Below are 18,992 nucleotides of genomic sequence, written 5' to 3' on the forward strand. Positions count from 1 at the left end.
AGTGGAAGTGAAATCTTCTGTATTTCCTGTTTCCTGTTCCCCATTTCCTGTTCCCAACTTAATGCCGGCAAGATTTTCAGCGGTGACGTTGTTGGTGGAATTTGTTTGTGACTGTTGGCCAATAGTAACCATGACATTTGTTGTCAAAGTGGAAGTGAAATCTTCTGTATTTCCTGTTTCCTGTTCCCCATTTCCTGTTCCCGACTTCTGGAAGATATCTATTATTTTGATATCTGGTTCGAGGTTTTTCGGTGCAATTCCTGACTGAGATAATAGAATCTTAACTCCAGCATCTTCTAAGCGAAAAGCTAAGTTTTCTTCTGGTAATTTTGTGTCTAAAGGTAAGTATGCAGCACCAGCTTTAAGAATAGCTAATATAGCTATAATTACTTCAAGCGATCGCTCCATAAAAATACCAACTATTGTTTCTGCTTCAACTCCTTTTTTTTGCAGATAATGAGCTAGTTGATTTGCTTGAGAATTCAGTTCTGCATAAGTAAGTTTTTGGTCTTCAAATACTACTGCTATATTATTGGGGTAAAGTTCTACTTGTGACTCAAATATTTGATGAATTAACTGGTTTTGTGGATATTTTTTTTCAGTTTGGTTTAACTCATCTAGAAGGCTTTTACTTTCAGATTCATGGAATATATTTAACTGGCTAATCGTAGCATCTATATTTTCAACGACACTGGCAACTAAAGTTTCAAATTGCTTTGCAAAAGATTTAATTACATCAATATTTATCAGTTCGGAATTATATTGAAATTCTGCTATGAGAGATTCTTGAGTTTTGATACAATTTAACTTGATTTTAAAATTTTCAAAAATGACTGACTGATTTTCTAAACTAAAAGATAAATCTCCTCCCAAATAGGTTTTTGAGATATCAATAAACTCAAAACCAATACCAGGACTTTCTGTTTCTGAGTTAATAAAATATTCTTGTCTTTCTGAAGATTCTGTGAGGCGAACGCTAATTTTTTCTAATAATTTAGTAAATTTTAAATTCTCTTCTAACTGACAAGAAATAGGTAAAGATTTTGCCAGTAAACCCATTACTTCTTCCAGGTCTTCATATTGTCTGCCAGAAAAGACAGTATTGACAGTAATATCCGATTGTTTTGTGAGTCGCCAAAGTAAAGTCTGCCAACAACCTAGTAAAAAATTTTCAATACTAATATTAGGTAAAATATTTGCTTCTAACTTAGCAATAATATTTGCATCTAAATTTACACTATATTCTTCTGGTGTAAATTTTTCCTCTTCAAAATGATACTTTTCAAAAGGTAAATTTACCAACTGGAATTGCTGATTTTGCCAATAAGCTATTTCTGCTTCTGTATCCTCTTCTTCCAATAATTCATTTTGCCATTCTGAAAATTGCAGATATTGCACCGCTTCCTCATCAAAATCTGATTCTTTAAGACATAAATCATAGCTTTCACTAATTTGTTTAACCAGATTATTCAAGGTAAAATTATCAGCGATAAGTGCAGGCAAACTAATTAATAAAAGATGTTCTTCTTCAGATAGAGTTAAGAAAGCTGTAGGAAATATTGGTTGTTGGTCAAGTTGAGCCATCAAACCATTTTGATTTTGTAGTATTGCCCCTATTTGCTCTGTTTGTTTTTCCGATTTAAAGTTGCTTAAATTTAGATGATTCCAGTAAATTTTACCGTTATCTAAAATAACTTGTATCGGCATTTTGATACCTGGGCGACTCTGGAATGTTGTCCGAAAATTATCATGTCGGTTGAGGATTTTTTCTAGTGCAGATTTGAGAACATTTACTTTGACTTTGCCTTTAATTTTTATCGTACATTTAGCTAAGTAGTTGATATTATTTTCTTGTAATTTCCAGAGATATTTTTGCTGGGGGGATAATCTAAATCCAGCGATAGTTGTAATAGTCATAGTTATTTTTTATATAATAATGGTTTTAAAACGAAAAAAAATTAGGTAAACAATAATAATAAAATTCATAGTTGCGCTGACTTCACAAGGATGATTATTCAGGTGCAAAAGCGCAACTACAAAAGTTTTGATTAGTAACGAGTCACGGGTATTATAGAACTTAATTCTATATAAATTCTATCTGTTGAAAGATAAGTTAGGTATACTATTAAGGAAGATTTGACGGATTTTGTAAACGATACTTAATAGTTTTAATTTGATATTACCTTTTGATTTTGCTGCTAATAAATCTGCCATATCGTAATCAAAACATTTCTTGATTTCTGGTTTGGGGGATTTCTTGATCCAAGATAAAAAACGTATATACTCGGACTTATACAAATCAGATTTAAGATCTATATTTTTTTGTGAAAAATCTCCCAACTGCAAAAAATTGTCTGGTAGAAAATCAATCGAATTTATCAATGATATAATTTTCTCTGCTGCTTCCTCTGGAGAAAGTAAGCCTGATTCTACTTTTTCGACTGTTTCCGTAGCCTCTTGGAAAAAACCATCGCCTAAACCTTCATAACTAGGAGTTAAACGATATAATTCATTATCTAAATTAAATTTTGATAATTCTTCTGCTTTACCTGCCTGAATTTTTAGGCTCTTTGCTAATCCTGCTTTTGCTTGACGCATAAAACTTCCAAGGCCCCAAACACGTCTCCAAGCATCCCAAAGATTATAATTGCAGAAAGAAATGTATGAGCAGTTTACTAAGTTATCATTATAATCAAGAAGTTTCTGCTGCAAACGCTCAACTTTAGAAAAATTTTCTGTTGAATAATCATTTTCTGAAATAGCCTTCATAATTAGAGAAGCCAAGGGAAGCATAATCGTACAGCTATTTACTAATCCAAAAGAGTACAGTGGATCGATGAATCCAGTAGCATGAGGAAGAAGGTAAAATCGTTCTCCCGTGCATGAATGTGAGGAATACTGCAACCGGTCTGTCGATATCCAATTTTGAACTGGTTTAGCATTTTTAAATTGAACAGCAACACCTGGATAATTTGAGAGAAAATTTTGAAATTCTTGTTCGGGAGATATATCTGTTTTCGGAAAACGGCGGGGATCGAGGTTAAGTCCCACACTACAAATTTGGTTCGTTGATTTTTCGTGATTGTTAAATGGAATCACCCACATCCAACCACCATCAAATATGTGATGCAGAGTTCCTTGATACCAAAAAATCTCATCTTCATTTCTACCGTTAGTAACGCAGTCATCGTATCTCTCTACACCAACCATGTGAGTAAAAATACTTCTTGAGTGAGTCTTAAATCTAGTTGGAACTTCTCGCAAATTAAATTTACGACTAAGTAGAGAGTTATACCCACTGGCATCTACTAAATACTCAGAGGTAAATTTTTCCCCATCTTCTAATTCGACTTTAACTCCCTGTGAATTTATATCTAAGTCTAATACTTTAGTTTTTTCTAAAAGTCTAGCTCCGTATTTAACAGCAACTTTTGCCATATAGTGGTCTACATCTTGGCGAAACAAGTGGCTGCTAGGGCGGACTCCATGTTTATTGGTTTCTTGTAATTTTTGCTCTTCTCCTTGCCGATGATAGATGAAATTGAATGAGCGCTTTAACCCACAAGCAGAAGGTGAAATATTTTCACAAATATTCTTAAAAGAACTTAGGTGTGCAATTTCAGGAACCGAATATTGATGACTGAGAATTTCCATCATTAAATCTGTATCAGGAGTCATAGCTTCTCCGATTGCAAATCTAGGATGTGCATTCTTATCAATTATGAGGACGCTGAGATTATGTCTAGCTAAAATAGTTGCTAGAATTGATCCTGCTAATCCTGAACCCAGAATAATTATGTCAAAATTTTGCATCTTTTTTTCACTCATTATTTATTTTTGTTAATCTAGAGAAAATTTACTAATTTTCTCAACTAAATTAGTTGACTCAAATCCGTTTAATTAAGCTGAAATTTTATTGTTCCTCCATCAATTCTCCCATAGCAACAACAATTTTCCGCTCCCCAACATAAGGATTACGACCATGAGCGATTAGCATATTATCAAGCATAATCATATTTCCTGGTTGCCAAGGAAAACTAATTGCGGCTTGTTCATAAATAGCTCCAATTTCCTCAATTACTGAATCTTCAATTGGGGAACCATCACCATAATAAACATTCCGAGGCAGTCTTTCTTCTCCAAATTCAGATAATAAAGATTGAAGTACAGCGGTATCTAAATATGAGATGTGATGTAACTGAATTTGATTAAAAAATATCTTTTCTCCAGTGTGGGGATGAGTAGTTATTGCTGGCCTTATTTTAGCAGTTTTTAAACCATTATTTTCTAACCATTCAAATTCTATTCTAGCATTTTTACAATAATTTTCAACCTCCAATTTATTGTTGGTGTGGAAAAAGTCTTGCCAACTAACATCTAAATCTTCAATGTAATTTCTGACATACATTAATTGTTTTTCCTCCAATTTTTCTCGTAACTGAGGATTCAACATTTGATAAACTTTTCGGCAATCAACAATAGGAGTTTCTCCACCAGATTCTGCTGCTTTTAAACATAAGAAAAATATTCTCTGAGGCCAACGATGTAAATGAGAGCTTTCATTATGAAATAGGATAGCTTTATCTTCTGGATAAGGTGTGGAACCATAAACTTTCTTACTCACACCTTCCCTTGGTAAATCTCCATATTCTCCAAATAAACTGGGAGTAATAGCACCAGCAACTTTTTCAAATTCTGAGACCGAATTAATATTAAAATCTTTCAACAAAATCGCGCCATGTTGATGTAAATTAGTCTTAAAAAATTCTTGGTTATTCTTTGCCCAGTCAACTATATCGACTTCCTCACTATTAGGTTGGATTACTAAAGGAAGGCTTTGTTCTGGTTTTAAATAACTGGTTTTAATTAAATCTTTTTGTGGCAGACTAACTGCCTTTGGTTTGATAGATTTAAACTTTTTAAAGTTAGCCTTTGTCCGTTTAGCTTTAGCAGCTTTTTCAGCTTCTTTTTCAGATTCGGTTAGCATTTCTAATTCCTTGATTTGAGTATCTGGGTTATTAGCAATATTAGTTAATAATGTTTGTAAATGGCTGGACATCTGAGCGATCGCCTGTTGCTCAAAAAGGTCTGTGCTATACCTTAAATTCCAGGTAATTCCTGCTTCAGTTTCTTCCACAAATATGGCTAGGTCAAATCTGGCAATTTCAGTATCTATAGCGAAAGGTGCGATTTTTAAATTGGGAAGTTCAAATTCTGGTATGGGAGCATTTTGCAAAACAAACAATATTTGAAACAGTGGAGTTGTATTCGCCTTTCTTTCAGGTCGTAAAACATCCACCAACTTAGCAAAAGGCAAATCCTGATGAGCATAAGCTTCCAATGTCACCTCCCTAACTCGCTTCAGCAACTCCTTAAAAGTGGGATTGCCAGATAAATTAGTTCGCAACACTAACAAATTTACAAAAAACCCAATCAGAGATTCTGTTTCTGCTTGGTTGCGATTAGCAATATCAGTACCTACAACAATATCATCAGAATTTGTATAGCGATACAACAGAGTTTGCAAAGTTGTCAACAATGTCATAAACAAAGTCACACCTTCTTGACGACTCAAAGCTTGGAGTTTTTCTGCAATTGTTGGAGAAACGGTAAAAGATTCAATTTTACTTTGCCCACTCCTTATTTCTGTTTCCTTCTTCTTAAATGGTAATTCTAGAGTAGGAGGTGCTCCTGCCAGTTTTTGTTTCCAGTAAGAAATCAGATTTTCTAGCACCTCTCCGCTTAACCACTGTTGTTGCCAAAAACTATAGTCACCATACTGAATAGGTAATTCAGTTAATGGGGATGTCTGGTTTTGACTATATGCAGTGTAGAGAGCAGAGAGTTCTTTGATAAATACTCCAATAGACCAACCGTCAGAAATAATATGGTGCATTGTCACCAATAGTATTGATTCTGTGGCAGAAAATTTCAGCAGACTAACTCGTAACAGATGACCTGTGGTGAGATTAAAAGGTTTTGCTGCCTCTTGTCGGGCGTATTTTTGCAGGTCTGTTTCTTGTTGATTAGGAGATAGATTTTGCCAATCACTAACTTCTAGTTGGAAGTTAATATCTGGTTCAACTATCTGTACTGGAGTACCGTCGTTTGCTTGAAACCGAGTGCGTAATACTTCATGGCGACGAACAATTTCTACTATAGCTGACTTGAGAGCATCATCGTTAAGATTGCCTTTGATGCGTAACGCTCCTGAATCATTGTAAGTCTCGCTTCCTCCTTCCAGTTGGTCGATAAACCAGAGTCGTTCCTGTGCCCAAGATAGAGGTAGAGGTTCTCCGTTACGGGGTAGGGGTTGAATGACTGGTAGCTGTAGTGTAGTTGAGTTTTCGGTTAATTGCTCTATGCTCTTTTCTAGTTGTGCTATGGTGGGAGATTCAAATAGGGTTTTAAGAGGGATTTCTATTGCTAAGGATTGTCGGATGCGAGATATTACTTGAGTTGCTAGGAGGGAATGACCTCCCAGATTGAAGAAGTTGTCGTGGATGCCTATTTTAGTTACTTCCAAAATTTCTGCAAAGATGTTTGCTAGGATTTCTTGAGTAGGGGTTTGAGGCGGAATATATTCATCGGTATTGGTTAAGTCTATATCTGGTGCTGGTAAAGCTTTACGGTCTATTTTGCCATTGGGAGTTAGTGGTAAAGCCTCTAACAAGACAAAGACGGACGGTACCATGTATTCTGGTAATTTTGATTGTAGGTAGAGTCGCAAATCCTTGCTATTGAGTGATTTTTCAGAGCTAATTATATAAGCTACCAGTCGTTTATTTCCTGGAGTGTCTTCTCTACAGATAACTACAGTTTGCTGTACTTTAGGATGGGTTGATAGAGCTGATTCTATTTCTCCTAGCTCAATGCGGAAACCTCGGAGCTTCACCTGGTTATCAATACGACCGAGATATTCTATGTTGCCATCGGGTAAATATCTAGCTAAATCTCCTGTTTTATATAATACGTTCTCTTTGCTGTTCCCTATTCCCTGTTCCCTGTTCCCTTCCCTAATAATAAATTTTTCTGCTGTTAATTCAGGTCTGTTGAGATAACCACGAGCTAAACCAACACCACCAATGTGAAGTTCTCCTGGTACTCCAATGGGGACTGGTTGACCGGAGCGATCGAGAATGTAGATTTTTGTGTTGGCAATAGGAAGACCAATTGGTGTTGTGACTTTTCCACTTTCTGTTAGCTTTGAGTCATCCTCCACAGAATAAATTGCCGACCAAATGGTAGCTTCTGTCGGGCCATACAGATTCCATAATTCGGTGCCACTGTTCTTAAGTTGACTAGCTAATTGAATAGATAAAGCTTCTCCACCACATAAAATTTTAATTCCCAAGTTTTGCTCTGATAAACCTGAAGTTAAGAGCATTTTCCAGGTTGCAGGAGTTCCTTGCATCACTGTTGTGGACGATTTTTGTAAGTAATTCAATAACTGATTACCATCGGTAGCTATTTGACGGGACACTACGGCCAGTTTTGCTCCTACAGTTAGTGGGAGATATAACTCCAAAGCTGCGATATCAAAGCATATAGTGGTAATCGCACTGAAAGTATCCTCTGGAGTTAATCGGAGATAACTATTCATGGATACTAAGAAGTTGACTACAGAATAGTGGCAGATTTGAACTCCTTTTGGTTTACCTGTAGAACCTGATGTATAAATTACATAAGCTAAATTATCTGGATTTACTCCACTATCAATATTCTCAATACCGTAAGTAGCAATAGCATCCCAGTTACTATCTAAACACACCGTCCTTGCAGAATGTTCTGGCAAAATTTCCAATATTGACTCGCCAGTTAGCAAAACTGATACAGCAGCATCTTCTAACATATAAGCTAAACGTTCCCTTGGATAACTGGGGTCTAATGGTACATAAGCTCCTCCTGCTTTTAAGATTCCCAATAATCCTACTACCATTTCCAGAGAACGTTCTACACAAATACCTACCAATGTGTCCGGTTTCACTCCTAAACTTTGCAGGTAATGAGCTAACTGATTAGCTTTAGCATTCAACTGTTGATATGTTAATTGTTCTCCTTCAAATACTACTGCAACAGCATTCGGTGTTTTTTCTACTTGTTCTTCAAATAACTGATAAATACATTTATCGGTGGAATACTCAACTGCTGTATCATTCCACTCCACTAATAATTGATGACTTTCTGCTTCTGTCAGTAAAGGCAACTCAGAAATAGGGCACTCGGGATTAGCAACAATACCAGTCAGCAATGTCTGAAAGTGTTGTGCCATCTGCTCAATTGTCTGAGCATCAAATATATCGGTATTGTATTCAAATGCTGCTATCATACCAGATTTGTTTTTATCCAATAACCCTATGTAGTTGTTCTCTAAAAAAGAACTTTTATCTGGAGAAATTTCTTCCAGAGAGAGAGTTAGATCGAACTTTGATATCTTTTTTTCTATAGGTATAGGTTCGAGTTTTACTCCTGAGAGCTTGATTTCTGGTAAGGGGGTATTTAGGAGAATAAACATTACCTGAAACAGAGGCGATCGCCCTAAGTCTCGTTCCGGTTTCAAGACTTCCACCAATTTTTCAAAAGGCATATCTTGGTGAGCATAAGCTCCTAGAGCAACTTTACGCACCTGAGTCAGAAGTTCTAAAAAGCTTGGGTTGCCCTCCAAGTTGGTGCGCAATACTAAGTTGTTAATGAAAAATCCGATTAAGTTTTCTGTTTGAGTTAACTTACGACCTGCTACAGGTGTTCCTACTGCAATATCTTGCTGTTGCGTATAGCGATACAATAGAATTTTAAATGCTGTCAGCAAGGTCATAAATAGAGTGACACCTTGTTGTTGACTTAGAGTTTTAATGGCATCACATAATTCTTTTGGCAATACTAGAGTTTTAGTTGCACCTCTATATGTTTCTGTAGTAGGTCTTGCTCTATCGGTGGGAAGTGCTAGTACGGGCATATTTTTTAGCTGCTTCTGCCAATAATTCAGTAAGTTTTCCAGCACTTCTCCTTGTAACCATTGATTCTGATGTATGGTATAGTCTGCATACTGGATAGAAAGTTCGGGTAGGGGTGATGGTTGATTATTACTAAATGCTTCGTAAAGTGCTTCGATTTCTCGAAAAATTAGTCCCATAGACCAACCGTCATAAATTATATGGTGGAGGACTAGGATTAATACATATTTGTCTTCTGTTAATTGCACTAAAGAAAATCGTATGAGTGGTGGTTGTGTTAAATCTAAAGGTTTTTGACTTTCTTGTTCGATTAATTGTTTGACTTTAACTTCTCGTTCATCTTCTGATATTGGAGGTAAATTAGTAATTGGTAATTTGACACTTAGAGATGGTAAAACAACCTGAACTACTTCTCCATTTACTGCTGTAAAGCGCGTTCTCAAAACTTCGTGTCTGCGGACAATTTCATTTAAAGTTTTTTCTAGTGCAATTGTATTTAATTTTCCTCTACAGTTCATGGCAGCACATTCATTATAAACATGACTTCCTGGTTGAAACTGCTCAAGAAACCACAATCGTTTCTGACCAAAAGATGCTGGAAAGACAAATACATCTTCGCTATTTTCTTTTACTTCTTCGGGAGCCGAATAATTCTGATTAGTTACTTTCATAATGTTTTAATTTAATAATTTTTTTTTATAATAAATTTATACCAAGTGTAAAAAAAGAAAGTTGCAAATAATTTGGTTAACTAAAAGTGATAATTAGGCTCGTATTTGGGCTAAAGCCCTAATATAAATATTTTGCCAAACTACAAACAAAAACTTTGTTATAAGTAATTATCCGAACACGATCTAACTCAGGCACATATTTGATTGAATGGAATTGTTTCATGGCAAAAAAAATAATAATAATAACTATTTCTACTGACTACTGACTATTGACTACTGACTATTAGAAGTAAACATTTATCAATTAAGTTTTATTCGATATGCTTGTCGATCTACTGGAACTATTATCTGATTTTTAACCGTCTCTACTTTTGACTGATAATCTTGAATTTTTTGGCAAATTTCTCCTACTGTTGGTGCATCAAAAAATTCTTCTATAGATATTTCTACTTGAAATGTTTCCTTGAGTCGGGAATTAAGTTGTGTGGCCAATAATGAATCACCTCCAAGTTCAAAAAAGTTATCATAAATTCCTACTTTTTCAATGCCTATAAGCATTTCAAAAATAGTTGCAACTTTCTCTTCCATTTCATTACGAGGTTTTACATAAGCATTGGCAAGATTGGGACGTAGAGCAGTAACTTTAGACGATTGCTCCTGCCCTAAAGTCTGCTTAGATTTCGATTTGAGATTATAAGATTGTTTGATTCTTTCTGGAAAATCTTTTGTTGATACTACTACCTGGGAAAAGTTATTTAGCTCTAATTTATTTCCTTGTAAAATTAGATTAAATGCTTCTATTCCCTCCTGGTTAGCAATAGCTTGCTTTAAATTTTCTTCATGTTGCTTTTGATATTTTTCTGGCAATTTGACATTGGCAGCCATTCCTACTTCCTGCCATGTATCCCAATTAATAGATACTGTAAATTTGTCACTTTTACGATTAGCAAATATGTCAAGAAAGGCATTGGCTCCAGCATAATCCATTTGCCCAATTCCTCCAATTATTGAACTAATAGAAGACCAAAAAATCAAGAAATCTAATTTAGTATCTCGAAAAATTTCATCTATAACTAATGTACCTTTGATTTTGGGAGCAAAAATTGCCTCGACTGTTTCTGCTGTTTTGAGTTTATTTTCAGTTTTACCAATAGTTCCGGCAGCATGAATTACTCCATGAATATTGCCGAATTTTTCATATACTTGATTTACTGCTATTTCCATTTGTTCTTTATTGGCAACATCAGCTTGCAAAGTTAAAACTTCTGCACCAAATTTTTCTAGCTTTTCTAACTTTTGAATTTTGGTAATTATGGGATTACTTTCTCCCTCTTTTTGCAGAAAATTTCCCCACTCAGATTTTGGAGGAAAATCCGAACGCCCAATTAATACTAATTTTGCTTGTACTGTTTCAGCTAAATATTCAGCGATCGCTAAACCAATACCTCCCATTCCTCCTGTGATTAAATAAACTCCTTTTTCTCGTAATCTTTGATTTTCGGAAGCTGGTTCTAAACTGATAGGTTCAAAAGTTTCTACCCACCTGCGTCCTCCACGATAAGCAACTGCTGAAGTTGTGAAATCTGCTACTAACTCTGTAATTAGTCTATCAATTTTTATGGTAGATATGTTGTCTGAAACATCAGATTCTTCTATATCTATAGAACGACAATTGACATTAAATAATTCTTGGGGAATGACTTTACAAGCACCTAATATAGTAGCTTTTTCAGGAATAATTTTTTCAGCTCCAGTCACTTTTTGAATATTGCTAGAAATTACTCCTATTCGTAATGATTCATTAAAAGTTTTGCTATTTAATGCTTGTGCTAAATAGAGTAAACTGTAGAATCCTAATTTATGATATTCTTCGTAATTTTTAGCTGGAATCAAGCTCCAGAAATGAGAAATATTTTGAATATTTCCTAATTCAAAAACCTCATTTAATAAAATCTCGTAATTTTCCTGAATTTCTGGATTGATGGTATAAACTCCTTCTTGGATTTTGTGAAATTTATCTCCTATTTTAACTTGAATAACTTCCGCACCATAATGACTACTTAATCTCTCACAAAAAGCAGAACAAAATTCCGAATCATCTACAAAAACTAACCAATATTTGTGATTAGAAAAATCCACCGATGGTAAAATTTCATGTTTCCAACTAGGAACATAAAACCAATCAGTAATATCTGGCTTTTTCAATAAATGTCCAATTTTACTCCTGACTCCTGACTCCTGACTCCTAACTCCTTCTTCTGCATCAACCCAATAACGTTGACGCTCAAATGGATATGTGGGTAAAGGAACACGACAACGTTCTTCGTGAGCAGAAAATCCCAACCAATCTATTTTTACCCCTGCTAACCACAGTTTACCGAGAGTATTTAACAAAAATTCTGTATCTGACTGTTCGTCTTTAGGATGGCGCAATGAAGATAATACTACCCTTTGTCCTGCTTGCTTTCTGACAAAGGTAGCGAGAGTGCGTCCCGGTCCAACTTCCAGAAAAATGCGTTCTTGCTCTTTCAATAATTCCTCAATACCATCAGCAAATCTTACTGGTTGGCGTAAATGTCGCGCCCAATAAGTTGGAGCGATCGCCTCATTATTTGTAATCCAACTACCAGTAACATTAGAAATGAATGGTATTTGTGGAGGATTAAGATTTACCTTTTTAACTACCGCTGTAAATGGTTCAACAATGGCATCCATCATCTGAGAATGAAAAGCATGAGACGTATGTAAGCGACGACAGTTTATTTCTCGCTTCATCAGCAAATTTTCCAATTCTGCTATAGCTTCCAAACTACCGGAAACTACACTTAGAGATGGAGCATTATTAGCTGCTAACTCTACTCCATTAATTTGAGTTTCTGCTAAAAGAGACTCTACCTTAGCAGCAGATAAACTTACAGATAACATTGCCCCTGCTGGTTGTTCCTGCATCAAACGACCGCGAGTTGCCACTAACATTAAGGCATCTTCCAAAGAAAAAACGCCAGCTAAAGTAGCTGCTACATATTCTCCAATACTATGACCGATCGCTACTGTTGGATATATTCCCCATGACATCCATAATTTCGCGAGAGAGTATTCGATAATAAATAGTGCTGGTTGAGCAATGGCAGTTTGGTTTAAATCGGATAAAGAATATATGTCTATATCTAAGTGTGGTTTGAGTAACTCCCGACATCGGTCAAACTCTTCCCGAAATACTTGCTCTGTTTCATATATTTCTCGCGCCATGTTGACATATTGGGCACCTTGCCCCGTAAACATAAAGACCACCGAATTATTGGTTGATTCGTTGAAGTTGCTGAAAACTCGCTCAGGGTCTTTTGTCTCTAAAACTTTAACCGTATCTTCTATATCTGTAGTTACAACTATGCGTCGATGGGCGAATGCTTTGCGACCTACTTGTAGAGTGTAGGCAACATCAGCGAGTGGGATGTTAGTATTATCTTTTAAATGGTTAACTAAATTCTCTGTTGCTGTTTCTAAAGCAGAAGGGGTACGAGCAGAAAGTAATAATAGTTGATGTTTTCGCGAACTAGGAGTAACTTCTACATCAGGAGCTTCTTCTAAAATGACATGAGCGTTTGTACCACCTATACCAAAGGAACTTACCCCCGCGCGACGTGGCGTACCATTAGTTTCCCATTCTGACAATTTAGTATTTACAAAAAACGGACTGTTGTCAAAATCAATTTGAGCGTTAGGAGTTTCAAATTTGATACTAGGTGGCAAAATTTTGTGCTTCAATGCCATTACAGTTTTAATGAAACCTGTAATTCCTGCGGCTCCATCTAAATGTCCAATATTTGATTTTACCGAACCGATAGCACAATAACCTTTTTTATCGCTCTCTGACTGAAAAGCTCCTGTGAGAGCTGCAATTTCAATTGGATCGCCCAGAGGAGTACCTGTACCATGAGCTTCTATGTAAGAAATTGTTTCTGGTTCAACTTCTGCCATAATTTGAGCTGCTTGAATAACTTTTTTTTGACCTTTTTCACTTGGAGCTACATAACCAATTTTGTCATCCCCATCATTATTAATAGCAGAACCTTTGACAACAGCATAAATAGTATCTCTATCTGCAATTGCTTCTTCTAAACGTTTAAGAACAACTACTCCTATCCCATTGCCTCCTAGAGTACCATTTGCTTTAGCATCAAAGGGACGACAATGACCATCTTTAGAAATTATTTCCACAGGAGATAAAGTTAATTCATTTTGGGGAGTTTTAACAGCAACTCCACCAGCTAAAGCCATATCACATTCCCCACTCAACAAACTCTGACAAGCTAAATGAACTGCTACTAATGAACTGGAACAAGCAGTTCCTACACTAACACTAGGACCTTTTAAGTTTAACTTATAAGAAACGCGAGTCGGTACATAAGAGTTGTCACTTCCAATTGATCTTTGTAATGGGGTAGTTGATGATATTATTTCTGGGTTATTGTAGAGGTTATAAATAGCATAAGTACCCATTGATATGCCAGCATAAACCCCTATCGGTCTTTTTTCTATTTCAGTGTTATATCCCGCGTTTTCTAATGCTTCCCATGCACATTCTAAAAATATTCTATGTTGGGGGTCTGTTATTTCTGCTTCCCTGGGATTCATGCCGAAAAAATCTGCATCAAATAAGTCGATTTTTTCTAATATAGACCCTGCTTTAATGTCTTTTTCGTCAGTTTTATCTGTAGGAAAAATAGAGGTTAAATCTATTCCATTAATTATATTTTGCCAAAAATCATTCAAGTTTTTGCTTCTGGCATATCTACCAGACATACCAATTATTGCTATTTCTAAACCGTTTTCTTCTGTTAAATTATTCATTTTTATTATATATATTTAGTAATTATTAATAGTTTATAAATTTAATATTTTTCTTATAGATTAATATTTTTTAAGTTTGAATTTAATGTAGTAGTAGGTTGGGTTGAGGAACGAAACCCAACTTATAGAATTAAAGTAATAGTTTACTTGATGGTTTTAGTAAATTGAAAAAAAATCAATCTATCCTCATCAAACCTTCATCTGATTTGTAGGTAATTGTTGGGTTGCGCTGACGCTTAACCCAACCTACATTAATCTACATTATCTAGTAGCTTTCGTTTTTTTGAATCTAGCTTTCATCCTATCTTTACCTGCTTGAATTTTAGCTTTTAATTGGTCATCTTTTTGTTCTGTTGAATTTTGACCTAATTGCTCTGATAATTTGGCAACTGTAGCATAATTAAAAATATCTACCAAAGAAATATTTTCTGATTCATTTGGTAATACTTCTCGGAGTTTGTTATAAATTTTAGTTACTTGTAAAGAGTTGCCACCTATGTCAAAAAAGTTATCATTAACTCCCACCTTTTCTAAACCTAAAACCTCTTCCCATATTTTCACAACAGTATGCTCAATTTTTGTTTGAGGTGGCGCATAATTAGCATCTTTTCCAAGTAAATTTATTTGTGGTTGAGGGAGCGATCGCCGATCAATTTTACCATTAGCAGTTAAAGGTAAAGTATCGAGAGTAATATATTCAGCAGGCACCATATATTTAGGCAATTTATCTTGTAAATACTCCCGCAGTTCCACAGAAAGAGAACGAGTGCCAGGAGCAGCTTTTGATTTAAACCATTGCTTGGTCTGAGCTAAATCTATTTTTCCACCCACAAAACTATAAAGCAAAACTTGACTTGATTTCAACTTTAATAAATCTTGTAATTCATCAAATTCTACATGACCAATAGGACACAAACCAATCTCTTGTTTTGGTGCGCTGCTCATCAGTAATTGACCGATATGACCTGCCTCCAACAAACTGAAATCCTTGGCTAATTCTCCATACATTGGAGATATGGCATCTAATTTCCCAATCAAAAATATTGAAAAAGCAGATTGTTCAAAAATTGGTTGGTTGCCACCATAAATTCTACCATCAATTTCACTTGTGCTACTAAGCAACATCAAACGATGGTCGGCAGGATGATAATAATATAAACCTCCTTCGAGACCTTCCACTCGGTTAGGTTTGATGAACAAGTAAGTTTGAACTGGATAGAGATTACCCGCCGAAGGATAACGATATTTTGGTAGAGGATAATCATTCAGTTTCATTTGTTGCAGGCAACTTAAAAACTTACTCAACTGCTTCAGAGAAAGTGGATGATATAAAAACTCTCGATAACTTTGGCGTTCCAAATAAGCCTGCATCAGATTTTCGTCTACTTCAGTTTCTGGTAATTCTACACTGGTAATAGAAGATTCTAACTGCTCTAACCCAGGCTGCTTGAGCTTAAATTCTATACGCTCAACAGGATCTGTCAACACTCCTTCCTGTTGAGAGGGTTGATAAGCTTCTGCTGCATTTTGAGATGATGCTAATTCCTGGTTGAAAACAACATAAGCTACTAATCCTTTTTTATGCTGCTCTTCTCCGAAAACACTAATGACAACTTCCTTAATTCCAGGATAGCGTTTCAATGCTGCCTCAATTTCACCTAATTCAATCCGATGACCGTTAATTTTTACCTGAAAATCTTCTCTGCCTAAAAACTCTATATTGCCATCAGGTAAATATCTGCCTAAGTCTCCTGTTTTGTATAATCGCTCTTGAGTTTTCGGATGAGTTATAAAACTAGCTTGTGTTTTTTGCTCGTTTTTCCAATAACCGACAGCTAATCCCACACCTCCAATGTAGAGTTGCCCAGGTACGAAAACTGGTCTCGTTTCCATGAAGTCATCCAACACATAAAAACGTTGATTCAATAAGGGTTTACCATAAGGAACACTTTTCCATTCTGGATTAATTGTTTCAATGGGATAGTAAATTGACCAAATTGAGGCTTCAGTTGCTCCCCCTAAACTAATTACCTTGATATCTGGCCATACAGATTTAATTTGTGGTGGCAAGCTTAATGGCAACCAATCTCCACTCAACAAAACCAGACGTAATGAAGATGATACTATTTCCGTTCTAGCAGATACATATTCTACCAACATTTGCATTAGGGCAGGTACGGAATTCCAGAGAGTGATTCCATGAGTTTCTATTAACTCTATCCACTCAGAGGGATCTTTTGTTCCTGTTGCCGATGGTATGACGATACTCCCCCCAGCAGCAAGTACCCCAAAGATGTCGTATACTGATAGGTCAAAGTTCAAAGCTGATACTGCTAATGCGCGGTCAGATTGTCCTACACCAAAGCGTTGATTAATATCTAGGATGGTATTAACTGCACCTCGATGGTCGATGGTTACTCCCTTTGGCAAACCAGTAGAACCGGAAGTGTAAATAACATAAGCTAAATTATCTGGGGTCGCACTAATCTTTAAGTTATCAGGTTCCTCTATAGATGGGTTAAAAGTATCAACATCAATACGTTTAACATTGTTAGGCAAGACAATATCTGTTAGGCAAGATTGGGTAAGTACAATTTCCACATCGCTATTTTCTAACAAATATTGCAACCGTTCTTTTGGTTCTTTGGCACTAATTGGCAAATAAGCAGCTCCAGAAGCTAAAATTCCTAAAGTGGCAACTACTTGCTCCCATCCTTTTTCCATGACTATTGCTATTAGTCGATTGGGTACAGCTCCCAAATACTGCAACTTTTCGCCTAAATGTGTTGACAATTTATATAACTCATTGTAAGTCAGAGAATGGTCGCCTGAAATTACAGCAACTTCATTTCCGCGTATTTTAGCTTGGTCTGCAAACAAACTATATAAAGTTGCCTCAGAAATTGGCATCTCTGTAGCATTAACTTCTGTCCTTTGTAAAAATTGGTTTGCAGGAATTAAGTATTGTCTACTTGTCTCACTCCAAATTTCATCAGATTTAGCCAAAGATTCGATCAGATTGCAATAAGCTGCAAACATATTGTCAATCAATCCTTCTGGAAATAGATCTATTACTACATCCCAGTTAAACAGTAATTCTCCATTGTGTTCGGTGACTTGATGATCCATCCACACCTGAGAAGCTTGACTGATACCATAGACTAATTCACCAAATTTATGTATATAATTTTCTTGACCTATAGCGCTAGTAAAAACAATTGGCATGGCAACAGGATTTCCCCTTTGTCTGCGATTGATTTCTCGCATAACTCGCACTCCGCTAAAATAGCGATGCTCTAAATCTTGCCATAATTGTCTCTGTAACCCTAATGCTCTATTAGTAAATGTTTCAGTTCCTGAATTATCTACCGCTAAGAGGTTAACGGAAGTGAAATCTCCTAATATATCGTTAACCTGGGGATGTAAGGGGAGACGATTTAACAGAGCAACATTCATGGTAAATTTGGGACTTTTACCCCATAAAGTCAGCACTTCAGCAAATGCTGCTAACAAAATACCAGAGGGAGTTAAACCAACCTCACCCCCTCGTTGTTTTAATTTTTGCCAGGTTTCCGGACTCAGTTGACCACTAAATCGCCGACATCGATAATTTTTGAGAGAACTTGGATTTTTCGCTAGAGGTAATTCCGGTCCGGGAGGCAAACTATCAATTCGATTGAACCAATATTCTTGCGATCGCTTAAAAAGTTCAGTGTTTTGAAGTTTTTCTTCAGCTAAAACACAGTCCCGGAATGTAATTTCTAGTGGAGGTAGGAGACTTTCTGGATTCTGGTAAAGTTCCATCCACTCCTTAAAAAACAGCATCATGCTCCAGCCATCAAATATCTGGACATCATAGCTGAAATGTAGTCTGAGACGTTCTCCATCTAGAAGAGTAGCTCTAAATTCAAACAGAGGCCATTTATCCGTAGGCAAGACTTGATGAGACAGGACATTTCGGATTTCGTCTATCTGCGCTTGCACAAAATCATCGTCTTTCCCTCTCAAATCTAGGGTTGATATTTCATACAGTGGTACTTCTGCAAAAACTTTTTGCAATCCATCTGGTAATATGACTGAGCGCAACATATCGTGACGCTGAATTAATTGGTTGAGCACCTGGTTGAGTCGCTCTATCTTTAAACCCACTCTTTCCAGTTCATAATAACCGTGATTAGCAACATCACCCAATTCCAAAACTCCCATGCGTCCTACCCAATAAGCATATTGAATATCTGTAAGTTGGAAAGGTTCATAGCGTTGCTCTGGTTGAGGAATTATCGTTGGTAAATAACTAACACTAGCTCCTATTTCATTTTGTTGTAACCGTTCAATAATTTCTGCTTTATGCTCAGAAATCATTTCTCGTCGTTCGGGAGTCATTAAACCTTTGGCTGCCTGGATGCGTAATTGTTCGCCATCAATCCAAAATTTAACGCCGTCTTCTGAAAGTTCGTTTAATAGTTCGTTTACAGTCATTTTATTTTAAAATTAGTTTGTAGTTGGGCTTTAACCT

5 protein-coding genes are annotated in these 18,992 nt (G+C 36.1%); all 5 read right to left on the minus strand.

All coding sequences use genetic code 11. The annotated features are described in order from the left end of the window. On the minus strand, positions 1-1,917 hold a 1,917-nt coding region (locus ACP6PM_RS33990; protein ID WP_426591264.1), incomplete at its 3' end, for a condensation domain-containing protein. 177 nt (positions 1,918-2,094) lie between these two features. Beyond that, positions 2,095-3,828 (minus strand): NAD(P)/FAD-dependent oxidoreductase, encoded by a 1,734-nt coding sequence (locus ACP6PM_RS33995; RefSeq protein ID WP_426591265.1) that lies wholly within the window; start codon positions 3,826-3,828, stop codon positions 2,095-2,097. A gap of 85 nt (positions 3,829-3,913) precedes the next feature. Next, positions 3,914-9,625 (minus strand): amino acid adenylation domain-containing protein, encoded by a 5,712-nt coding sequence (locus ACP6PM_RS34000; RefSeq protein WP_426591266.1) that lies wholly within the window; start codon positions 9,623-9,625, stop codon positions 3,914-3,916. 300 nt (positions 9,626-9,925) lie between these two features. Continuing rightward, a complete protein-coding gene (locus tag ACP6PM_RS34005) occupies positions 9,926-14,476 on the minus strand; it encodes a type I polyketide synthase (RefSeq protein WP_426591267.1) in 4,551 nt (1,516 codons plus the stop codon). A 261-nt stretch (positions 14,477-14,737) separates the two neighbouring features. Beyond that, the gene (locus ACP6PM_RS34010; RefSeq protein ID WP_426591268.1) at positions 14,738-18,955 is read right to left on the minus strand and encodes an amino acid adenylation domain-containing protein; all 4,218 of its coding nucleotides are present in this window, start codon (positions 18,953-18,955) and stop codon (positions 14,738-14,740) included. Positions 18,956-18,992 lie beyond the last annotated feature (37 nt).

Source organism: Dapis brunnea BLCC-M229, from assembly GCF_050015995.1.
Classification (GTDB): domain Bacteria; phylum Cyanobacteriota; class Cyanobacteriia; order Cyanobacteriales; family Microcoleaceae; genus Trichodesmium.